The sequence below is a fragment of the Streptomyces sp. NPDC111628 genome (assembly GCF_055635195.1).
Map to the genome: position 1 here is coordinate 423,325 of NZ_JBVKBZ010000007.1, position 20,967 is coordinate 444,291.

The 20,967-nt window shown below is 73.5% G+C and carries 17 protein-coding genes; 12 read left to right on the forward strand and 5 right to left on the reverse strand.

Annotated features, from left to right (window positions below):
- Positions 1-57: 57 nt before the first annotated feature.
- Entirely contained in the window at positions 58-1,257 is a 1,200-nt protein-coding gene (locus tag ACZ7MF_RS34520) for a bifunctional adenosylcobinamide kinase/adenosylcobinamide-phosphate guanylyltransferase (RefSeq protein ID WP_471482144.1), read from the forward strand.
- Here the strand turns inward: ACZ7MF_RS34520 and ACZ7MF_RS34525 are convergent.
- The gene (locus tag ACZ7MF_RS34525; protein ID WP_471482145.1) at positions 1,246-2,007 is read right to left on the reverse strand and encodes a class I SAM-dependent methyltransferase; all 762 of its coding nucleotides are present in this window, start codon (positions 2,005-2,007) and stop codon (positions 1,246-1,248) included. The two genes, ACZ7MF_RS34520 and ACZ7MF_RS34525, sit on opposite strands and share 12 nt — an antisense overlap.
- Before the next feature lie 112 nt (positions 2,008-2,119).
- Between ACZ7MF_RS34525 and cobT the strand changes: the two genes are divergently transcribed.
- The gene (gene cobT, locus ACZ7MF_RS34530; protein ID WP_471482146.1) at positions 2,120-3,193 is read left to right on the forward strand and encodes a nicotinate-nucleotide--dimethylbenzimidazole phosphoribosyltransferase; all 1,074 of its coding nucleotides are present in this window, start codon (positions 2,120-2,122) and stop codon (positions 3,191-3,193) included.
- 233 nt (positions 3,194-3,426) lie between these two features.
- Here the strand turns inward: cobT and ACZ7MF_RS34535 are convergent, their stop codons facing one another.
- Complete coding sequence (locus ACZ7MF_RS34535; RefSeq protein ID WP_471482147.1) at positions 3,427-4,167, reverse strand: hypothetical protein; 741 nt, start codon at positions 4,165-4,167, stop codon at positions 3,427-3,429.
- A 60-nt stretch (positions 4,168-4,227) separates the two neighbouring features.
- Here ACZ7MF_RS34535 and ACZ7MF_RS34540 point away from each other — a divergent pair, with 60 nt between their 5' ends.
- Complete coding sequence (locus tag ACZ7MF_RS34540) at positions 4,228-5,010, forward strand: adenosylcobinamide-GDP ribazoletransferase (RefSeq protein ID WP_471482148.1); 783 nt, start codon at positions 4,228-4,230, stop codon at positions 5,008-5,010.
- 25 nt (positions 5,011-5,035) lie between these two features.
- Here the strand turns inward: ACZ7MF_RS34540 and ACZ7MF_RS34545 are convergent, their stop codons facing one another.
- A complete protein-coding gene (locus tag ACZ7MF_RS34545; RefSeq protein WP_471482149.1) occupies positions 5,036-5,836 on the reverse strand; it encodes an endo alpha-1,4 polygalactosaminidase in 801 nt (266 codons plus the stop codon).
- A 251-nt stretch (positions 5,837-6,087) separates the two neighbouring features.
- Here ACZ7MF_RS34545 and ACZ7MF_RS34550 point away from each other — a divergent pair, with 251 nt between their 5' ends.
- From ACZ7MF_RS34550 to ACZ7MF_RS34580, 7 genes are all read left to right on the forward strand, one after another.
- Positions 6,088-7,632 carry a leucyl aminopeptidase gene (locus ACZ7MF_RS34550; RefSeq protein ID WP_471482150.1) on the forward strand — a complete coding sequence of 515 codons (1,545 nt, stop codon included), beginning with the start codon at positions 6,088-6,090 and terminating at the stop codon, positions 7,630-7,632.
- A 482-nt stretch (positions 7,633-8,114) separates the two neighbouring features.
- Positions 8,115-9,503 (forward strand): dihydrolipoyl dehydrogenase, encoded by a 1,389-nt coding sequence (lpdA, locus tag ACZ7MF_RS34555; RefSeq protein WP_356866011.1) that lies wholly within the window; start codon positions 8,115-8,117, stop codon positions 9,501-9,503.
- A gap of 63 nt (positions 9,504-9,566) precedes the next feature.
- A complete protein-coding gene (gene sucB, locus ACZ7MF_RS34560; protein WP_471482151.1) occupies positions 9,567-11,324 on the forward strand; it encodes a 2-oxoglutarate dehydrogenase, E2 component, dihydrolipoamide succinyltransferase in 1,758 nt (585 codons plus the stop codon).
- 209 nt (positions 11,325-11,533) lie between these two features.
- Positions 11,534-12,157 carry a GntR family transcriptional regulator gene (locus ACZ7MF_RS34565; protein ID WP_003976633.1) on the forward strand — a complete coding sequence of 208 codons (624 nt, stop codon included), beginning with the start codon at positions 11,534-11,536 and terminating at the stop codon, positions 12,155-12,157.
- Positions 12,158-12,550: 393 nt separating this feature from the next.
- A complete protein-coding gene (aceE, locus tag ACZ7MF_RS34570) occupies positions 12,551-15,250 on the forward strand; it encodes a pyruvate dehydrogenase (acetyl-transferring), homodimeric type (RefSeq protein WP_471482152.1) in 2,700 nt (899 codons plus the stop codon).
- A 71-nt stretch (positions 15,251-15,321) separates the two neighbouring features.
- Positions 15,322-16,323: a helix-turn-helix transcriptional regulator gene (locus ACZ7MF_RS34575; RefSeq protein ID WP_471482153.1), complete on the forward strand. Its 1,002-nt coding sequence runs from the start codon at positions 15,322-15,324 to the stop codon at positions 16,321-16,323.
- An 84-nt stretch (positions 16,324-16,407) separates the two neighbouring features.
- Positions 16,408-16,929, forward strand: coding sequence for a DUF4240 domain-containing protein (locus ACZ7MF_RS34580; protein WP_356866035.1), 522 nt, complete (start codon positions 16,408-16,410; stop codon positions 16,927-16,929).
- 34 nt (positions 16,930-16,963) lie between these two features.
- Here ACZ7MF_RS34580 and ACZ7MF_RS34585 read toward each other — a convergent pair whose 3' ends face one another.
- On the reverse strand, positions 16,964-17,890 hold the full coding sequence (locus ACZ7MF_RS34585) for a peptidoglycan recognition protein family protein (RefSeq protein ID WP_471482341.1): 927 nt from the start codon (positions 17,888-17,890) through the stop codon (positions 16,964-16,966).
- A gap of 108 nt (positions 17,891-17,998) precedes the next feature.
- Between ACZ7MF_RS34585 and ACZ7MF_RS34590 the strand changes: the two genes are divergently transcribed.
- Complete coding sequence (locus ACZ7MF_RS34590) at positions 17,999-19,183, forward strand: MarP family serine protease (RefSeq protein ID WP_471482154.1); 1,185 nt, start codon at positions 17,999-18,001, stop codon at positions 19,181-19,183.
- A gap of 6 nt (positions 19,184-19,189) precedes the next feature.
- On the opposite strand, the gene ACZ7MF_RS34595 is transcribed toward ACZ7MF_RS34590, so the two are convergent.
- A complete protein-coding gene (locus ACZ7MF_RS34595; protein WP_037667418.1) occupies positions 19,190-19,690 on the reverse strand; it encodes a GNAT family N-acetyltransferase in 501 nt (166 codons plus the stop codon).
- A gap of 237 nt (positions 19,691-19,927) precedes the next feature.
- Between ACZ7MF_RS34595 and ACZ7MF_RS34600 the strand changes: the two genes are divergently transcribed.
- A complete protein-coding gene (locus ACZ7MF_RS34600; RefSeq protein ID WP_471482342.1) occupies positions 19,928-20,845 on the forward strand; it encodes a TIGR01777 family oxidoreductase in 918 nt (305 codons plus the stop codon).
- The last annotated feature ends 122 nt before the right edge of the window (positions 20,846-20,967 follow it).

Sequence of the window (20,967 nt, forward strand, 5' to 3'; positions counted from 1 at the left end):
CCGCTCCTCGGGGGACTCGGGCGCGCATGTCGCCCGGCGACCGGCGAAAATCGGTGCGTGGACGTGACTCTGCTCGGCACCGGTGCCCCCGCGGGACTCCCCCGCCCCGACTGTCCCTGCGCGGCCTGTGCCGCGGCGCAGGGCGAGGACGCGCGTGCGGCGACCGCGCTGCTGGTGGACGGCGCGCTGCTGCTCGACCTGACGCCCGGCGCCGCGTTCGCCGCCGCGAGGGCCGGGCACTCCCTGGCCGGCGTACGGCAGGTGCTGCTCTCCCACCCGCACGACGGCCCCGCCGTGGAGGTGCCGGCCGGGCTGCCGCAGCCGGGCCGGGTGCCGGACGGCCGGGAGCTGGCGCTGCTGACCGGGCACCGGGTGCGGGCGGTGGCGCTGGACGCGCCGGGCACGGGTTACGCCGTGACGGGACCCGACGGCGGGCGGCTCCTCTACGTGCCGCCGGGCGGCGCCCCGGCGGGCCTGGAGGAGCCCGCGGAGCCGTACGACCTGGTCCTCGCGGACGTCGTGGGGCGGCCGGACGCGCTGGCGCGGCTGCGGGCGGTGGGAGCGGCGGGCCCGACGACGGACGTCGTCGCCGTCCACCTGGACCACGACGTGCCGCCGGGCCGGGAGCTGGCGCGGCGGCTCGCGGCGGCGGGCGCGCGGGCGGTGCCGGACGGCACGACGCTGGCGGTGGGCTCGTACGAGGACGTGCCCGACGTCCCGCGGCGCACCCTCGTCCTGGGCGGTGCCCGGTCGGGCAAGTCGGTGGAGGCGGAACGCCGGCTGGAGTCCTTTCCCGGCGTTCTCTACGTGGCCACCGGCGGCTCCCGGAACGGCGACACCGAATGGGCGGCCCGGGTCGGCGCGCACCGGGAGCGCCGCCCCGGTTCCTGGCGGACCGCCGAGACCTGCGACCTGGTCCCCCTCCTGAAGGACGAGGGCCCGCCCCTCCTCGTCGACTGCCTGTCCCTGTGGCTGACGGACGCGATGGACACGGTCGGCGCGTGGGACGACGAGGAGTGGGCCGACGGTGGCGAACGGGCGCTGAGGGACCGGGTGCGGGAACTGACGGAGGCGGTCCGCACCACCCGCCGCACGCTGGTGGCGGTGTCGAACGAGGTCGGTTCGGGCATCGTCCCGGCCACGGCGTCCGGCCGCCGCTACCGCGACGAACTCGGCCGCCTGAACGCGGCGTTCGCGGCCGAGTGCGAGCAGGTGCTGCTGGTGGTGGCGGGCCAGGCGCTGGTGCTACGGGGCTGAGCCGTCCTTGCGCGCGACGACGCGGTGCCCCCGGGCGCCCGTGAGGACCGTGCAGCCCTGGGCCACGAGTTCGGCGCCCAGTCCGACGGGGTGGACGGGCAGCAGCCGACGCGGGTCGGCCACGTCGACGAGCAGATGCCCGCCGGGCCGCAGCACCCGCAGCGCGGCCCGCAGCTCCGCCCGGGGGTCGGCAACGCGCTCCAGATACTGGAAGAGGCTCACGACGTCGTAGCGTTCCCGCAGCCGGGCCGCGATGTGCGGATCCGCCGGCCGCCCGACGAACGCCTCCTCGACCCGCTCGACGGCACGGGCCCGCAGCACGCGGTGGGTGACGTCCAGGCCGTCGAACGCGGTGTACGGGAAGTACGTACGGGCGGTCCGGGGGAAGTCGGCGTCCCCGGTGCCGATGTCCAGCCAGCTCTCGGGCTCGGGACAGTGGCGCAACAGCGCACGGGCGGCCAGCCGGTGTCTGAGCCGGACACCGGCCCGGACCAGGGGGTGCTCGGGGCCGGGGGTGAGCGGCGGGTTCCGGAAGACGTGCCGGCAGTCCGCACACCGCTCGACCGGAGACCGGTGGGGTGCTCCCTGCCGCGGCCCGTCACCGCGCAGCCGGGCCCGCAGCCGCCGCGAGCCGCACCAGGGGCAGTCCTCGCGGTACGGCCCGTACGGGGGGACGGGAGGCACCGAGGGGGCGGAGGTTGCGGACACGAGCGGCTCCCGACACGAGACGTACACGGGCACGTAAGACATTCCAGGCAAAACGTTACGTAGGTGAGCGCGATCCGGGGCGCAACGACGCCGCCCGGACGTCCCGCCCACGGGCCCTCCTTCGCGTTCGACCGGGGCCGGTACTGTTCGGCGAATGAGCTCGCTGAATCTCGACGACTTCACCGACCTGATCGAGCGCCCCGACGGCGGGGTACGTCGCGACGCTGAGGCGCGCCGGGAGCGTCAGGTCGTCCCGCCCGGATCGCTGGGCCGCCTCGACGACCTGGGCGAGTGGCTGTCGGCGGCCCAGTCCGCCGTACCGGTACGCCCCGTCGTACGTCCCCGGGTGGTGCTCTTCGCCGGCGACCACAAGGTCGCCGAGCTGGGCGTGTCGGCGCGGCCCGCGGGCGGTGCCGGTGAGCTGGTGCGCGAGGTGCTGGAGGGCGGCCGTCCGGTGTCGGTGCTGGCCAGGCGCCTGGACGTACCCGTGCGGGTCGTCGACATGGCCCTGGACTGCGACCCGGAGAAGCTGCCGGCGGAGGTCGCCGGGCACCGGGTGCGCCGGGCCGGGGGGCGTATCGACATCGAGGACGCGCTGACCCTCGATGAGGCGGAGGCCGCCTTCCGCGCCGGGATGGCGGTGGCCGACGAGGAGGCGGACTCGGGCACCGACCTGGTGGTGCTGGGCGACGTGAGCGTGGGCGGTACGACGGCGGCGGGGACGCTGGTGGCCGCGCTGTGCGGGACGGACGCGTCGGTCGTCACCGGCCGGGGCGGGCTGCCGATCGACGACCTGGCCTGGATGCGCAAGTGCGCGGCGATCCGCGACGCGCTGCGCCGCGCGCGTCCGGTCCTCGGCGACCAGTTGCAGCTCCTCGCCACGGTCGGCGGCGCGGACCTCACCGCCATGACGGGCTTCCTGTTGCAGAGCGCGGTGCGGAAGGTGCCGGTGATCCTGGACGGCGTCGTGACGGCCGCGTGCGCGCTGGTCGGACAGCGGGTCGCCTTCCGGGCGCCGGACTGGTGGCTGGCCGCGCACGACAGCGGGGAGCCGGGCCAGGCCAAGGCGCTGGACCGGATGGCGATGGAGCCGCTGCTGTCCCAGGGCGTGAAGGTGGGCGAGGGCGCGGGTGGACTGCTGGCGCTGCCCCTGGTCCAGGCGGCGGCGTCCTTGGCGGCAGAGCTGCCGCAGGTCTCCGACGGTGAGGCCGCGACCGGGGGCGAGTGAACGCGGTTCGGTGGACCGGGGTGGCTTGGTCCCCCGGCGTGGGTCGCGCGCCCGGCGTTGCACCCGGTGCCCGGGCGTGGGTGCGGGCGCGAGGCTGACGCGGCCCGGCGCTTACGGGGTGCCGCTGCGCCCACCCGTGCCGCCCCAGCGGCACGACTGCCCGCAGCGGCGGCGGGGGGTGGGCGGCGACTGCCCGCAGTGGGGGGGGCGGCGGCTGCCCGGCCCAGGGGTCGTCACCGGGGGTCCGGGCGGCCGCCGATCCAGTCCTGGACCACGCGGCGTGGGCCGGACCAGCGGCGGTCGTGGCGGGCGGCGCGCAGCCGGGCCCGCGCGCGGGCCCGCGGCCGGCGGGCGTAGAACCGGCGGGCCCACGGAGAGCCGGGCCGGGCCAGGCGAACCGCGCCGATCAGGGCGATCAGGGGCACGATCACCCCGAAGATCGCCAGCCGTGCCTTGCCCTTGGCCAGGGCGAGGAGGGAGAACAGGAAGTTCCCCGCGACCGTCGCGATGACGTTCGTACGGTCCTGCAACTCGTCCTGGGACATGCCGTCGACGCCGAAGGGCGTGAAGCCCGCGAGGACCAGCCCGACCAGGGCCGCGGTGACCACCACGACCTCCACGCTCTTGCGCCCGGCCTCGCTCCAGTACACGTCGTCGAGGTGCAGGATCAGCGCGAACTCGTCCAGCACCAGCCCCGCCCCGATGCCGAAGACCACCGCCGCGAGCGCCGACCAGACCCCGTGCCGGCCCCCCGCGACCGCGCCGAAGCCGCCGACGACGGTGAGCACGACCCCCGGGACGACGTGGTGGATGTGCACCCCGCCCGCCTTGACGTTCCCGAAGGGCCCCTTGCCCGCCCGGATCAGACGGGTGATGACCCGGGTGATCGCGAACGTCAGCACGAACGCCGCCAGTGCGAGGAGCAGCGGCAGCTTGCCCGGTTCCATGATGTTGCGCTGCCACCAATCTCCCATATGCGCACTTTATCCCCAGCGCCCGCCCACACCCCGCCGACCGCCGGGTAGTCTGCGCCGGTGCTCAGGACCCCCTCCCCCGACGGCCTCCGTTTCGCCTTCGGCACCCTCACCGTGCTCCCGGTCAAGGTGACCCGCTGGGACCGGGACGCCGCGCGCGGCGGCATGCTGTGCGCGCCGCTGGCCGGACTGGCGGTGGGCGTCGCCGCGGCGGGCCTCGGGCTGCTGCTGCTCGCCCTGGGCGCGGGGAGCCTGCTCGCCGCCGTCGCCACGGCCGCCGTTCCCGCCGTACTCACGCGTGGACTGCACCTGGACGGACTGGCCGACACCGCCGACGGACTGGGCAGCGGCAAGCCCGCCGAGGACGCCCTGCGGATCATGAAGCAGTCGGACATCGGACCGTTCGGCGTGCTCACCCTGCTGTTCACGCTCCTCGCCCAAGTGGCCGCCCTCGCGCAGGCCTACGACGGCTCATGGGCGCGGGGCGCGCTCGCCGCCGTGGTGTCGGCGACCGCCGCCCGGCTGGCGCTCACGACCGCGGCCCGGACCGGAGTACCCGCCGCCCGCCCGGAGGGCCTGGGCGCGGCGGTCGCCGGGGTGGTCCCGGCCGGCGGGGCGCTGGCCGCGACGGCGGCCGTCACGCTGGCAGGCGCAGCCGCGGGCGCGTACCTGGGCCCGTACGACGCACTGCGCACGGCGCTCGCCGTCGGATGCGCGGTCGCCGCCGCCGAACTCCTGCTGCGCCACTGCGTCCGCCGCTTCGGCGGCGTCACGGGCGACGTCTTCGGCGGCGTCGCGGAGACGGCCGCCACCACCGCGCTCGTGGTCCTCGTCCTCGGTTGAGCCGCGGGCTCACGGGCTCACGGGCTCAGCAGGCTTCCCGCCACGCATCCAGTGCGTACTTCTTCAGCATCGAACTGAGCCGCAGCTCGCGCGAGTCGGCGCAGAAGCGCTCGGTCGGCAGCTCGTACTCGACGTGGAAGACCGCCTTGTCCGCGTCGATGAACGGCTGGTTGTCGGCGCACTCGCCGTACTGGGCGCACTGTTCGTTGACGGCGAAGTCGAAGTCGTCGACCAGTTCCGGGATCTGGTCCAGGTCGTTCTTCAGGCCGACGGCCATCCCGCGGTCGTGGGCGAGCTTCGCGATCAGCCGGTTGTAGCGGAGCTGGTCGTCGCCGGTGAGCGGGAAGCCGGTGTCGTTCTTGTAGCCGTCCATGTTGTCCGGCTCCACGGCGTCGAAGCCCTTGTCGCGGCACATGTCGAGGCGCTCGGCCATCAGCGGCTCCAGGACGTCCGTCGCACGGATGTCCAGCCACCGCTCGCCCTCCCAGCCGTTGCCCTTGCCCAGCACCGCCGCCGGGAACGCGTCGGCGTCGGGCCGGAAGTCCTCCCAGGCGCCGGTGGAGACGTAGCAGACGACCTTGCGCCCGTCCTCGTGCAGGCCCGCGACCGTGGCCTTGCCGTGGTCGAAGCCGTCGATGTCGTAGACCGGTACGTCGACGGAGGTGTCGAGCCTGCCGCTGAGCTGCCACTGCCAGGCGGTGCCGGGCGTCGGCCGCCAGTGGCCGGCGGCCTCGCCGTCGCCGTCACCGCCGTCACCGCCGGGGTCCGACGTGCAGCCGGCAAGCAGCAGCAGGAGAAGGGCTGTCGGCAGGACCGGGCGTCTCACGGGAAGTGCTCCAGGGTGCGGGAGGGGCGGGCGGCATGCCCCCGGAATGATCTCCCACCCGCACAGCCGCGAGGAAACCACGGCCCCGCGGGAGGGAGCGCGGCCGGGCGCGAGCGTAGGCTCGTGCCGAGTGTTCGCCTGCCCAGGCGAGGACCGCATCGCAGGAGGGATCTAGGGTCGGATGTCGGGCCCGGTCGACCCACCCGCATTCGGCCACACCAGACTTCATACGGAAGCGAGATTTCACCACCGTGACTGCTCTCACTCTCTCCACCGCCGCGGCGCCCGGCCTCCGGGCCGACGCGATCGTGATCGGCGTCGCCAAGGGCGCAGGCGGCCCGTCCGTCGCCCCGGGCGCCGAGGCCGTGGACAAGGCGTACGACGGCCGGCTCGCCGCCGTCCTGGAGACCCTCGGCGCCTCCGGTGCCGAGGGCGAGGTGACGAAGCTGCCCGCTCCGTCCGGCTTCAAGGCGCCCGTCGTGGTGGCGGTGGGCCTCGGTGCCGAGCCCGAGAAGGACGCCGGTTTCGACCCCGAGGCGCTGCGCCGGGCCGCCGGCGCGGCCGCCCGCGCCCTGGCCGGTGCCAAGAAGGCCGCCTTCGCCCTGCCGCTCGCCGACGCCGCCGACGCCGGTGTCGTCGCCGAGGGCCTGCTGCTCGGCGCGTACTCCTTCGACGCGTACAAGGCGTCGGCCACGGAGGCCAAGGGTGCCAAGGCGAAGGCCAACGGCAACGGCAAGGCCCCGCTGGCGGAGGCCGCGCTGCTCGGCGGCAAGCCCCGCGACAAGGCGTACAAGGCGGCGATCGAGCGCGCCGCGGCCGTCGCGGAGGAGCTGAACCGCGCCCGCGACCTGGTCAACACCCCGCCGAACGACCTCGACCCGGAGGCCTTCGCGGCGGTGGCGCAGGCGGCCGCCAAGGAGCACGGCATCAAGGTGCAGGTGCTCGACGAGAAGGCGCTCACCAAGGGCGGCTACGGCGGCATCCTCGGCGTCGGCGCCGGTTCGGCGTCGGGTCCGCGGCTGGTGAAGCTGTCGTACACCTCGCCCAAGGCGAAGAAGTCCCTCGCCTTCGTCGGCAAGGGCATCACGTACGACTCGGGCGGCATCTCGCTGAAGCCGGCCGGGCACAACGAGACGATGAAGTGCGACATGGCCGGTGCCGCCGCCGTGTTCGCCGCGGTGGTCTCCGCCGCGCGGCTCGGCCTCGAGGTCAACGTGACCGGCTGGCTGGCGCTGGCCGAGAACATGCCGTCGGGCTCCGCGACGCGCCCGGGCGACGTGCTGCGCATGTACAGCGGCAAGACGGTGGAGGTGCTCAACACCGACGCGGAGGGCCGCCTGGTGCTCGCCGACGCGCTGTGGGCGGCCTCGCAGGAGAAGCCGGACGCGATCATCGACGTGGCGACGCTGACGGGCGCGATGATGCTGGCGCTGGGCAGCCGCACGTACGGGATCATGGCGAACGACGACGCGTTCCGCTCCGCGGTGCACGAGGCGGCGGAGGAGTCCGGCGAGCCGGCGTGGCCGATGCCGCTGCCGGAGCACCTGCGCAAGGGCATGGACTCGCCGACCGCGGACATCGCGAACATGGGCGAGCGGATGGGCGGCGGTCTGGTGGCCGGTCTGTTCCTGCGGGAGTTCGTCGGCGAGGGCATCACCTGGGCGCACCTGGACATCGCGGGTCCGGCCTTCAACGAGGGCGGGCCGTTCGGGTACACCCCGAAGGGCGGTACGGGGACGGCGGTGCGGACGCTGGTGCGGGTTGCCGAGCGGGTTGCCCTCGGCGATCTCGGCTGACGTACGCCTGAGAACTCGGGGGTGCGGGTGGTTGTGCGGCTGCGGGCCCGTCGTGGCTTGTCGCGCCCACGCGGCGGAGCCGCAGATCGGACACAGCCCCGCGCCCCTTGGTTGGCTGTCCCGGCGTCGGCCAAGAAGTACCGCTGACTGTCGCGCCCACGCGGCGGAGCCGCAGATCGGACACAGCCCCGCGCCCCTTGGTCGGCTGCCCCGGCGTCGGCGAAGAGGGAGCGCGGGCCGGTGGGGTCGTGGGTCGGGGGTCCGTCACAGTTCGGGCGGGGAGCCGGTCATAGTGTGGGGGACGAGCTTGAACGTGGGGCGTCTCACACCCCGGCCCCACGTCTCGTTCGCCTCTCACAAGTGCGAAGATGGAGCCCGGCAGGACAGGGCCCACCCAAGGGCCGAGAACAATGAGCGGCCGGACACCAGCCGCCGACCGGTCACTGGAGACCGGCGTGGCGCACATGCATGGAGGACGTGACGTGGCGAACGACGCCAGCACCGTTTTCGACCTAGTGATCCTCGGCGGTGGCAGCGGTGGTTATGCCGCGGCACTGCGCGGGGCGCAGCTGGGCCTGGACGTCGCCCTGATCGAGAAGAACAAGCTCGGCGGCACCTGCCTGCACAACGGTTGCATTCCCACCAAGGCCCTGCTCCACGCGGGCGAGGTCGCCGACCAGTCCCGCGAGAGCGAGCAGTTCGGCGTCAAGACGTCCTTCGAGGGCGTCGACATGGCCGGTGTGCACAAGTACAAGGACGAGGTGATCGCCGGCCTGTACAAGGGGCTGCAGGGTCTGGTCGCCTCCCGCAAGATCACCTACATCGAGGGTGAGGGCCGGCTCTCCTCCCCCACCTCGGTCGATGTCAACGGTCAGCGCGTCGAGGGCCGCCACATCCTGCTGGCGACCGGCTCCGTGCCGAAGACGCTGCCGGGCCTGGAGATCGACGGCAACCGGATCATCTCCTCGGACCACGCCCTCACGCTCGACCGCGTGCCGAAGTCCGCGATCGTGCTGGGCGGCGGCGTCATCGGCGTCGAGTTCGCCTCCGCGTGGAAGTCCTTCGGCTCCGAGGTCACGGTCATCGAGGGCCTGAAGCACCTCGTCCCGGTCGAGGACGAGAACAGCTCCAAGCTCCTGGAGCGCGCCTTCCGCAAGCGGGGCATCAAGTTCAACCTGGGCACCTTCTTCCAGAAGGCCGAGTACACCCAGGACGGCGTCAAGGTCACCCTCGCCGACGGCAAGGAGTTCGAGGCCGAGGTCCTGCTCGTCGCCATCGGCCGCGGCCCGGTCTCGCAGGGCCTGGGCTACGAGGAGAACGGCGTCGCGACGGACCGCGGCTTCGTCCTCGTCGACGAGTACATGCGGACCAACGTCCCGACCGTCTCCGCCGTCGGTGACCTCGTCCCCACCCTCCAGCTCGCGCACGTCGGCTTCGCCGAGGGCATCCTGGTGGCGGAGCGGCTCGCCGGCCTGAAGACCGTCCCGGTCGACTACGACGGCGTGCCGCGGGTGACGTACTGCCACCCGGAGGTCGCCTCCGTCGGTCTCACCGAGGCCAGGGCGAAGGAGGTCTACGGCGCGGACAAGGTCGTCTCCATCAAGTTCCCCCTCGGTGGCAACGGCAAGAGCCGCATCCTGAAGACCGCGGGCGAGATCAAGCTGGTCCAGGTCAAGGACGGTGCCGTGGTCGGCGTCCACATGGTCGGCGACCGCATGGGCGAGCAGGTCGGCGAGGCGCAGCTGATCTACAACTGGGAGGCGCTGCCGGCCGAGGTGGCCCAGCTCATCCACGCCCACCCGACGCAGAACGAGGCGCTCGGCGAGGCCCACCTGGCGCTGGCCGGCAAGCCGCTCCACATGCACGACTGACCGCTTCGGTCTTCGGGCGCGACGACACAGACTTCCGCAATTTCGTAAGGAGCAACCGAAACCATGGCGGTTTCCGTAACCCTTCCGGCGCTCGGCGAGAGCGTCACCGAGGGCACCGTCACCCGCTGGCTGAAGGCCGAGGGTGAGCGCGTCGAGGCCGACGAGCCGTTGCTCGAGGTCTCGACCGACAAGGTCGACACCGAGATCCCGGCCCCTGCCTCCGGCGTGCTGTCCTCCATCAAGGTCGCCGAGGACGAGACCGTCGAGGTCGGCGCCGAGCTGGCGCTGATCGACGACGGCTCCGGTGCGGCTGACGCCACCCGGCCTGTGGCTGAGGCGGCCGAGCCGGCCCCCGAGCCCGCCGCGGCCGCGCCCTCCACCGAGCAGGCCGCCCCGGCGCCCGCTCCCACCGCCGACGCCGCGGCCGGCGGCTCCGCCGAGGGCACGGACGTGGTCCTGCCCGCGCTCGGCGAGTCCGTCACCGAGGGCACCGTCACCCGCTGGCTGAAGTCGGTCGGTGACAGCGTCGAGGAGGACGAGCCGCTGCTCGAGGTCTCGACCGACAAGGTCGACACCGAGATCCCGGCCCCCGCCTCCGGCACCCTGCTGGAGATCGTGGTCGGCGAGGACGAGACGGCCGAGGTCGGCGCCAAGCTCGCCGTCATCGGTGCCGCGGGTGCCGCTCCGGCGGCTGCCCCGGCAGCCCCCGCGGCCCCGGCCCAGCCCGAGCCCACCCCGGCTCCGGCGGCCCCGGCTCCCGCGCAGGCCGCTCCGGCTCCGGCCGCCCCTGCCCCGCAGGCGCCGCCGGCTTCGGCTCCGCAGCCCGCCGCCCCGGCGCCCGCGCCGGCCCCGGCCGCCGCTCCGGCTGCCCCGGCCGCCGCCCAGCCGGTGGACGACGGCGCCTACGTCACCCCGCTGGTGCGCAAGCTCGCCGCCGAGAACGGCGTCGACCTGTCCACCGTCAAGGGCACCGGCGTCGGTGGCCGTATCCGCAAGCAGGACGTCGTCGCGGCCGCCGAGGCCGCGAAGGCCGCCCCGGCTCCGGCCGCCGCCCCGGCCGCGCCCGCGGCGAAGAAGGCTCCCGTCCTGGAGGCCTCCCCGCTGCGTGGCCAGACCGTCAAGATGCCACGCATCCGCAAGGTCATCGGCGACAACATGGTCAAGGCGCTGCACGAGCAGGCCCAGCTGTCGTCGGTCGTCGAGGTCGACGTCACGCGTCTGATGAAGCTGCGCGCCCGTGCCAAGGACGCGTTCGCGGCGCGCGAGGGCGTCAAGCTCTCGCCGATGCCGTTCTTCGTCAAGGCGGCGGCGCAGGCCCTCAAGGCCCACGCCCCGGTCAACGCCAAGATCAACGAGGCCGAGGGGACCATCACCTACTTCGACACCGAGAACATCGGTATCGCGGTGGACTCCGAGAAGGGCCTGATGACCCCGGTCATCAAGCACGCCGGTGACCTGAACCTGGCCGGCATCGCCAAGGCGACCGCCGAACTGGCGGGCAAGGTGCGGGCCAGCAGGATCAGCCCGGACGAGCTGGCCGGTGCGACCTTCACCATCAGCAACACCGGTTCGCGCGGCGCGCTGTTCGACACGATCATCGTGCCGCCGGGCCAGGTCGCCATCCTCGGCATCGGTGCCACGGTCAAGCGTCCGGCGGTCATCGAGACGGAGGACGGCCCGGTCATCGGCGTCCGCGACATGACGTACCTGACCCTGTCCTACGACCACCGTCTGGTGGACGGCGCCGACGCCGCCCGCTACCTGACGGCGGTCAAGGCGATCCTGGAGGCGGGCGAGTTCGAGGTCGAGCTCGGCCTGTAGTCACCCTCGCCAGTGGGCCTGTACGGTGCCCCCGCCCGGAGCTTTCCGGGCGGGGGCACCGCCGTGTTTCGACCGGGGCACGCTGTGTAAGTCTCGTCTCACCTGCGTCAAAGCGCCCCCGTGCGCCCTTCCCGCCCCCCGTGACGACCGTATTGTCTAAACGTCAGTCCCCCAGGGGGCCGAAGGGGCCCTCTCCCGAAGGAGCTCTCATGACCGCGCCCGTCGTCCACTCGCTGCGCGAACAGATCCGCGAGCACATCCTGGAAGGGATCATCAGCGGGCGCTGGCAGCCGGGCGAGCGGATCGTGGAGCGGCGGATCGCGACCGAGCTGGAGGTCAGCCAGACGCCGGTGCGGGAGGCGCTGCGGGAGCTGGAGTCGCTGCGGCTGATCGAGTCGGCGCCGAACAAGGGCGTGCGGGTGCGGAACCTGACCGCCGCCGACCTGGAGGAGAGTTACCCCGTCCGGGCCGGCCTGGAGGCCATCGCGGCCGAGCTGGCGGCGGACCGGCTCGCCCTGGACTGCTCGGCCCTGGAGCCGCACGTCGCCGCGCTGTACGAGGCCGACCGGGTCTCCGACGGCACCGGTCAGGTGCGGCACACGGTGGGCTTCCACCGGGAGCTGGTGCGGGCGGCGGGCAACTCGGTGCTGCTGCACACGTGGGAGGGGCTGGGGATCGAGGTGTTCACGGCGCTGTCGATACGGTGGCTGGGGACGGTGCAGCAGTCGTACGCGGAGGAGCACGAGGAGCTGGTGGCTGCGTTTCGCCGCCGGGACCCCCGGATCCCGGAGATCGTCAAGTCCCACGTCCTGGGCTGCGCGCCGCGCCCCTAGTTCTTCTTCGCCCCCGCCGCCCCTTCCCGTCCCGTCCCTGGGGGCTCCGCCCCCAGACCCCCGGTTTGCGCAGTTCCCCGCGCTCCTGGAGAACGGCGCAGCCGTTCCCAGGGGCGCAGCCGCCACACAGCCGAACCACCCGAGCTGCACCGCGCTCACCTGCACAAACCCCCGACTTCAAGGTCACCCCGTGCCACCGCCGGAGGCACCCCGTGCCGACTTTCTCGTGATCAAGAGGTTTTGCCCCTCAACCCTTTGATCGATCATCGATCAGCGAGTTACAGTCACAGACGGGCTTCCACCCAAGCCCACAGCCCTGTCCTGCCAAAGACCTAGGGCACCCCCGAACCCTTGCCGATGAGGGAACCCCCTTCGACTGAGGAAGGCGGCGACATGACGACCGACCCCAAAGCCATCCAGCCGAGCGAGCTCGACCAGCTCCCGGACCGCGACCCCGAGGAGACCGCCGAGTGGCAGGCCTCCCTGGACGCCGTCACCCAGGCGGCCGGGCCGCACCGTGCCGCGTACCTGATGCGCCGCACGCTGGAGCGCGCCGAGGGCGCGGGCCTGGCGCTGCCGAAGCTGCTGGAGACCGACTACGTCAACTCCATCCCGACCGCCGACGAGCCCACCGTGGACGGCGACGAGGCGATGGAGCAGCGGATCACCGCCTGGAACCGCTGGAACGCGGCGGCGATGGTGACCCGCGGCAGCAAGTACGGCGTCGGCGGCCACATCGCCACCTTCGCCTCCGCGGCCTGGCTCTACGAGACGGGCTTCAACCACTTCTTCAAGGGCAAGGAGGGTGACGGCTCCGGCGACCAGCTCTACGTCCAGGGCCACGCCTCCCCCGGCATCTACGCCCGTGCCTTCCTCGACGGGCGCCTGTCCGAGGAGCAGCTGGACAACTTCCGCCGCGAGGCCGGCGGCAACGGCCTGCCGTCCTACCCGCACCCGCGCCGGCTGCCCTGGCTGTGGGAGTTCCCCACCGTCTCCATGGGTCTCGGCCCGATCTCCGCGATCTACCAGGCGCGGTTCAACCGCTACCTGACCAGCCGCGGCATCAAGGACCTGTCGAACTCCCACGTGTGGGCGTTCCTCGGCGACGGCGAGATGGACGAGCCGGAGTCCACCACCGCGCTCACCCTCGCCTCCCGCGAGGGCCTGGACAACCTGACCTTCGTCATCAACTGCAACCTGCAGCGCCTCGACGGTCCGGTCCGCGCCAACTTCAAGATCGTGCAGGAGCTGGAGGCCCAGTTCCGCGGCGCCGGCTGGAACGTGATCAAGTCGCTGTGGGGCACGGCCTGGGACGAGCTGTTCCAGCTCGACACCACCGGCGCCCTCGTACGCCGCCTGCGCGAGGTACCGGACGCACAGGTCCAGACGTACCAGACCCGCGACGCCGCCTACATCCGCGAGGACTTCTTCAACAAGGACCCGCAGCTCGCCGAGATGGCGAAGCTCCTGTCCGACGACAAGATCCTCGACTGCTTCCACTTCTCCCGCGGCGGTCACGAGTCCCGCAAGGTGTACGCCGCCTACCGCGCCGCGCTCGCCCACAAGGGCGCGCCGACCGTGATCCTGGCCCAGACGGTCAAGGGCCACACCCTCGGCCGCGGCTTCGCGTCCAAGAACGCCAACCACCAGATGAAGAAGCTCTCGGTGGACGAGTTCAAGGACATGCGCGACCTGCTCGGCCTGCCGATCGCGGACAGCGCCTTCGTCGACGGCGTGGTCCCCTACGGCCACCCGGGCGCCGACTCCCCCGAGGTCCGCTACCTCCAGGAGCGCCGCGCCGCCCTCGGCGGTCCCGCCCCGGCCCGCCGCGTGCACCCCCTCGCACCGCTGCCCGCCCCGGCCGACAAGGCGTTCGCGTCCTTCGACAAGGGCTCCGGCTCGCAGAACGTCGCGACGACCATGGCCTTCGTCCGCCTGGTCAAGGACCTGGTCCGCGACAAGGAGACCGGCAAGCGCTGGGTGCCGATCGTCCCGGACGAGGCCCGTACCTTCGGCATGGAGAGCCTCTTCCCGTCCCTGGGCATCTACTCGCCCAAGGGCCAGACGTACGAGCCGGTCGACCGCGACCAGCTGATGTACTACAAGGAAGCCAAGAACGGCCAGATCCTCAACGAGGGCATCACCGAGGCCGGCTCGATGGCCGACTTCATCGCCGCGTCCACCGCGTACGCGACGCACGGCGAGGCGATGATCCCGTTCTACATCTTCTACTCGATGTTCGGCTGGCAGCGCACGGCCGACCAGATGTGGCAGCTCGGCGACCAGCTCGGCCGCGGCTTCCTGGTGGGCGCCACCGCGGGCCGCACCACCCTCACCGGTGAGGGCCTCCAGCACGCGGACGGCCACTCCCCCGCCATCGCGGCGACCAACCCCGCCGCCCTCTCCTACGACCCGGCGTTCGCGTACGAGATCGCGGCGATCGTCAAGGACGGTCTGCGCCGCATGTACGGCGAGGCGGCCCCGGGCGAGGACCCGAACGTCTTCTACTACCTGACGGTCTACAACGAGCCGATGCCGCAGCCGGCCAAGCCGTCCGGTGTGGACGAGGGCATCGTCAAGGGCCTGTACCGCTTCAACACCGCGGAGACGGCGGGCCTGACCCCGGCCGCGAACGCCCCGCGCATCCAGCTCCTCGGCTCCGGCACGGCGATCCACTGGACGCTCAAGGCGCAGCGGCTGCTCGCCGAGGAGTGGGGCGTGGCCGCCGACGTGTGGTCCGCGACCTCCTGGACGGAGCTGCGCCGGGACGCCATGGACGCCGACGCGGCGCTGCTGCGCGGCGAGGACCGGGTGCCGTACGTCCGCCGGGCGCTCCAGGGCGCCGAGAGTCCGGTGCTCGCGGTCTCCGACTACATGCGCCAGGTCCCGGACCAGATCGCGCAGTGGGTCGAGCAGGACTACTCGTCGCTCGGTGCCGACGGCTTCGGCCTCTCGGACACCCGTGACGCCGCCCGTCGCCACTTCGGCGTGGACGCCGAGTCCATCGTGGTCGCGGCCCTGGCCCAGCTCGCCCGGCGGGGCGAGGTGAAGGCGACGGCCGTGAAGGAGGCGCGCGAGCGCTACGGCCTGTAGCGGCGAGTCACGACGAACGGAAGGCCCCCGCCCCCGGCGGGGGCCTTCCGCGCCTCCTGCATCATGTGGGAATGCGCGCTGCCCGCCTCATCAAGATGGTGCTGCTCCTCCAGTCCCGCCCGACCATGACCGCCGCCGAGCTGGCCCGGGAGCTGGAGGTGTCGGAGCGGACCGTGACACGGGACGCGCAGGCGCTGTCGGAGGCGGGCGTGCCGGTGTACGCGGAGCGGGGGCGGGCCGGCGGCTACCGTCTGGTCGGCGGCTACCGCACCCGGCTGACCGGGCTGGCCCGGGGCGAGGCGGAGGCACTGTTCCTGTCCGGGGTTCCCGGGGCGCTGCGCGAGATGGGCCTGGAGGACGCGGCCTCGGCGGCCCGCCTGAAGGTGTCGGCGGCCCTGCTCCCCTCCCTGCGGGACGCCTCCCGTACGGCGGCCCAGCGGTTCCACCTGGACGCACCGAACTGGTTCCGCGAGCCGGAGACGCCCGAGCTGCTGCCCGCGGTGGCGGACGCGGTCTGGGACGACCGGCGCGTCGCCGCGCGCTACCGGCGCGGGGCGGACGAGGTCGTCCGGGAGCTGGAGCCGTACGGGCTCGTGCTGAAGGCCGGGGTCTGGTACCTGTGCGCGCGGGTCGCGGGATCGGCGGGCGAGGGACCCTTCCGCGTGTACCGCATCGACCGGTTCACCGCGGTGGAGGCGGCCGAGGAACGTTTCGTCCGGGACGACGGCTTCGACCTGCCCGCGTTCTGGACCGAGCGGGCCGAGCAGTTCGCGCGGTCGATCCTGCGGGCCGAGGTCGTGGTGCGACTGTCGGAGCGGGGGGTGCGCGGGCTGCCGTACGCGGTCGACGCGCTGTCGGCCCGGGAGGCGCTGGAGGCGGCGGGCGCGCCGGACGCGGACGGCTGGGTGACGGTGGCGCTTCCGGTGGAGTCGGAGGAGGTCGCGCATGCGCAGCTCAGGGGGTTGGGGCCGGAGGTGGAGGTGCTGGCGCCGGCGGGGCTGCGGGAGCGGTTCGCGCGGGATGCGCGGCGGCTGGCGGGGTTGTACGCGGGCGGGTCCCCCGCGGGCACCTGACGAGCGGCCGGTGACGACCGGCACATAACGATCCGCCGCACTCCGCGTGCGCCGCCCCCGCCCAGGGCCGATGCTGGACCCGTGATGGACGAGACGGAGTTCTGGGAGCTGATCGACGCCGCCCGGCAGCGCGCCGACGGCGATCCCGAGGACCAGGCCGACCTGCTCGTGGAGCGGCTGCTCGGCATGGACCCGGACCTGGTGCTCGACTTCGCCCGCCACTTCGAGGCCCGCTACAACCGCGCCTGCACCTGGGACCTGTGGGGTGCCGCGTGGGTGCTGCTCGGCGGGGCGAGCGACGACGCCTTCGACTTCTTCCGGTGCTGGCTGATCGGCCAGGGCCGCGAGGTGTACGAGGGCGCGGTGCACGAGCCCGACTCGCTCGCCGAGCTGCTGGACGACTTCGACGAGGAGCTGGACGGCGACGGCGAGGAGCTGGGCTACGCGGCCGACGAGGCCTACGAGCAGCTCACCGGCACCGTCGCCCCGGACCTGGGCATCGCGCCCGCGCCCGCCGAACCGCTGGGCGCACCGATCGACCTGGAGAACGACCGCGCCCTCGCCGAGCGCCTGCCCCGCGTGTGGGCGAGGTTCGGACCGGAGTGACGCGGGGACCGGGGCGCACCGCCCGACCGGGCGGTCAGGCCCGGCCCTGGAGGCGGGCCGCCGTGTCCCGGATGTCCGCGAGGCGGGCGGTGAGCGCCGCGCCCGGACAGCTGGTCTGGTAGCCGTCGTCGTGCCCCGCGACGGCGGGCAGCGTGGCGGTGGCGCCCGCGGCGTAGCGGCTGAGGCCGTTGCTGGAGACCAGGGCGACCTTCGCGCGCGGGTCGGTGCCGGTCTCGCCGAGCTTCCAGGCGGCCACCGCGGCGATCGCGTCGGTCAGCTCGTCGGGCACGGGCACCCCGGCGGTGTAGGTGCCGAGGGCGGCGATCCCGGTGGTGCGGTGGTTGAAGCCCTGGGTGTGGGCGCCGGTGACGGGCCGGTCGATGCCGCCGGCGCGGCCCTCGTAGACGGTGCCGCAGCGGTCGACGACGAAGTTGTAGCCGATGTCGTCCCAGTCCCGGGCACCGGTCTGGCCCTGGTACACCCCGCGGAGGATGGCCGGCACGTCGGCGCAGTCGTAGCCGTTGGGCGTGTCCGTGTGGTGGACGAAGACGGCGATCACCTTGTCGTCGTAGCGCGGGGCGGGCTGGGCGCGGGCGGCGTCGCCCAGCCAGACCGACCGGGGCACGATGTCGGGCCGGGGCGCGGCGTACCGGTCGGTGGCGGCGGCCGGAACGGCCTCGGCATCGGCGTCCGCCGCCCGTTCCACACCGTTCGCGCACAGGAAGAGCGCGGCGACGGCGGCCAGCCCGGGCAGGGCGCCGAGCAGCGCCCGCACGGCGGCCGGCAGACGCACGGCGCCAGGTATGCGGGCGGCCCGTCGCTCCCGGGCCCGGCGCGGTCCTCGGAAGACTCGCATGGTCCTACTGTCCGGCGGATCCGCTCTGTCCGCGATGTGTGCTGTGCCACCCGGTGGAACCATCGTCCCGGTGCACGGCGTTTCACCCTTGACCGGCCCGCACACACTCGCTCGCACAGGTGGCCGCTTTCCGGACAGTCGTGCGCATCAGGCTGATCATCGGCCCGGTACGGCACGTACTGAGGGTCCCGGGGCGGCAGAAAGGCGGTTCGCGTGGACCTGCTCGACATCGTGCTGGCGCTGGTGGTGCTGGCCTACGCGGTCTCCGGCTACCGGCGCGGCCTGGTGGCCGGCTGTGTGTCGCTGGCGGGCTTCGTGGGTGGTGCGGCGCTCGGCGTGTGGGTCCTGCCGTGGGTGATGGACCTGGTGGAGCGGGGCTCGACGGCGGCGACGGTGGTCGCGGTGGTCACGGTGCTGCTGCCTGCGATGGCGGGCCACGAACTGGCGGGGCGGCTCGCGCTGCGACTGCGCGGAGAAATAGCCGCGGGCCCGCTCCGGGTGGCCGACGGGGTCGGCGGCGCGGTCGCGAACTCGGCGGCGGCGCTGATCGTGGCGTGGGTGGCGGCGAGCGTGCTCGCGGCCTCCTCGTCCTCGCTGCTCACGTCGGCGATCCGGGACTCGACGCTGTTGGGGGCGGTGCAGCGGGTGATGCCGGACACCACCCCGGCGTGGTTCGCCCGGGCGACGTCCGCGCTGGCCGACGCCGGGTTCCCGCAGGTCTTCAACCCGTTCGAGAACGAGTCGGCCGCCGAGGTCGCCGAACCCTCCGGCGACAGCGTGACGGCGGCGGCCACCCGCGCGGCCAAGCTCAGCACGGTGAAGGTGGAGGGCGTGACCGGCACCCAGGGCCGGGAGGGCAGCGGCTTCGTGTACGCGCCGGAGCACGTGATGACCAACGCCCACGTGGTGGCGGGCATCGACGACCCGAGTGTGCGGGTGGGCGGCGTGGGCCCGGCGCACGAGGCGCGGGTGGTGCTGTTCGACCCGGACAAGGACGTGGCGGTGCTGTACGTCCCGGACCTGAGCGCGCCGGTGCTGCGGTTCGACCAGGACGCCGCGCGGGGCGACGCCGCGGTGGTGGCGGGCTATCCGCAGAACGGCGACCTGGATCTGCGGGCGGCGACGGTGGCCAACCGGATCCGCGCCACCGGCCAGAACATCTACAACGACGAGAACGTGACCCGGGAGATCTACTCGATCCGTTCCACGGTCCGCCCCGGCAACTCGGGCGGACCGCTGCTGACCACCGACGGCCGGGTGTACGGGGTGGTGTTCGCCCGTTCCACCTCCGACGCGGAGACCGGCTACGCGCTGACGGCGGCCGAGGTGGCCCCCGAGGCACGCGACGCGGCGGACGCCACCCGGGCGGTGGACACGGGCGAGCCGGTCACGTCGTGAGCGCGGTCACGAAGTGAGCGCGGTCAGCATCTGTCCCATCAGCACGTCGTCGACGTACCGGCCGTCGAGGTGGAACTCCTCGGGCTGTACGCCCTCCACGACGAAGCCCTCCGACTCGTAGAGGCCCCGGGCGGCCGTGTTGTGGCCGAGGACCCGCAGGGTGATGCGGCGGAAGCCCTCGTGCCGGGCCTCCTCGACGGCGGCCCGGACCAGTGCCCGCCCCACGCCGTGGCCGCGGGCCGCGCCGGCGACGGCGAGACCGCGGATCTGGCGGACGTGGGTGTTGGAGGCCAGCGGGGTCGGAAATCCGAGGCGGACGTAGCCGACGACGGCGCCGTCGAGTTCGGCGACCAGGTGGGCGTCGGGCCCGCAGGTGTCACGGAAGAAGGGGTCGTCCGGTCCCGGCGGGGGCGAGACGGCGTGCAGGTAGGACCAGGTCTCGAGGTCGATCCGGCGCAGCGGGTGCTCGTCCTCGGACCTGGCGCGGCGTATGTGCGGGGCTGGCATGGCGATCACTGTACGACGCGGTGCCGGGGCCCGGTCCGGGGATTTTCCGGGGCCACCCGGCAGGATGGGCCCACGGCGGACAGACACGTGGGCGGCGCACACATAGCCGACGGACACATGGGCAACGGACACACGGATGGCAGGCACATGGACGACGGGCACACGGACGACGGACACACCGGCAGCGGCCACATGAACGGTGAGCACATGAACGGCGAGCACAAGAACGGTGGGCACATGAACAACGGACGCCCAGCCAGGGACCGTTCCCGCATCGCGGTGGCCGGAGCGTCCGGTCTGATCGGCGGCGCCCTGGCGCGGTCCCTGACCGCGGACGGGCACCGGGTGGTGCGCCTGGTGCGGCGCGCACCCGAGGGCCCGGACGAGGTCCGCTGGGACCCCGAGAACGGGCGGGTGGACGCCGCCGCGCTGGAGGGCTGCGACGCGGTGGTCAATCTGGCCGGGGCCGGGGTGGGCGACCGCCGCTGGACCGACGCGTACAAGACCGTCATCCGGAGCAGCCGGGTGCACGGCACGACGGCGCTCGCGGAGGCCGTCGCCGCGCTGGAGCGGCCGCCGCGGGTCTTCGTGAACGGCAGCGCGATGGGCTACTACGGGGAGACCGGCGACCGCCCCGTGGACGAGAGCGCGCCGCCGGGCGAGGGATTCCTGCCGGGCCTGTGCGTGGAGTGGGAGGCCGCGGCGGCCCCCGCGCAGGAGGCGGGCGTGCGGACGGTGTTCACGCGCACGGGTCTGGTCGTCGCGCGCCGGGGAGGCGCCTGGGGACGGCTCTTCCCGCTCTTCCGGGCGGGGCTCGGCGGGCGGATGGGCGACGGGTCGCAGTACTGGTCCTTCGTCGCGCTGCACGACGAGGTGGCGGCGATCCGGCATCTCCTGGACCGGGACGACCTCTCCGGCCCCTTCAACCTGACCGCCCCTCAGCCGGTGACGAACCGTGAGGTGACGGTGGCCATGGGCCGGGTGCTGCACCGCCCGGCGCCGTTCGCGGTGCCCGCGCCGGTCCTGCGCGCCGCGCTCGGCGAGATGGCGGGCGACGTCCTCGGCAGCGCCCGGGTCCTCCCGGCCCGCCTCGTGGAGTCGGGCTTCCGCTTCGCGTTCCCGGAGATCGACGGCGCGATCCGCGCGGCGCTGTGATCCACGCGCCGACGCACGCCGACCGCTCGATAGCCATATCGCACCCACATGCGACCGCTGTGCGACCGTGTGCTGCCCCCGGGCGATTCCCGTTGACCGTTTCGCGCCCTAACCTCGTCTCG

Excerpts from the sequence above, each read along its gene's own strand:
- ACZ7MF_RS34525 (WP_471482145.1), bottom strand. The coding sequence starts at position 2,007 with ATGTCTTACGTGCCCGTGTACGTCTCGTGTCGGGAGCCGCTCGTGTCC.
- ACZ7MF_RS34535 (WP_471482147.1), bottom strand. The coding sequence starts at position 4,167 with ATGGGAGATTGGTGGCAGCGCAACATCATGGAACCGGGCAAGCTGCCG.
- sucB (WP_471482151.1), top strand. The coding sequence starts at position 9,567 with ATGGCGGTTTCCGTAACCCTTCCGGCGCTCGGCGAGAGCGTCACCGAG.
- ACZ7MF_RS34600 (WP_471482342.1), top strand. The coding sequence starts at position 19,928 with ATGAACAACGGACGCCCAGCCAGGGACCGTTCCCGCATCGCGGTGGCC.
- ACZ7MF_RS34565 (WP_003976633.1), top strand. The coding sequence starts at position 11,534 with ATGACCGCGCCCGTCGTCCACTCGCTGCGCGAACAGATCCGCGAGCAC.
- cobT (WP_471482146.1), top strand. The coding sequence starts at position 2,120 with ATGAGCTCGCTGAATCTCGACGACTTCACCGACCTGATCGAGCGCCCC.
- ACZ7MF_RS34595 (WP_037667418.1), bottom strand. The coding sequence starts at position 19,690 with ATGCCAGCCCCGCACATACGCCGCGCCAGGTCCGAGGACGAGCACCCG.
- ACZ7MF_RS34575 (WP_471482153.1), top strand. The coding sequence starts at position 15,322 with ATGCGCGCTGCCCGCCTCATCAAGATGGTGCTGCTCCTCCAGTCCCGC.
- aceE (WP_471482152.1), top strand. The coding sequence starts at position 12,551 with ATGACGACCGACCCCAAAGCCATCCAGCCGAGCGAGCTCGACCAGCTC.
- ACZ7MF_RS34580 (WP_356866035.1), top strand. The coding sequence starts at position 16,408 with ATGGACGAGACGGAGTTCTGGGAGCTGATCGACGCCGCCCGGCAGCGC.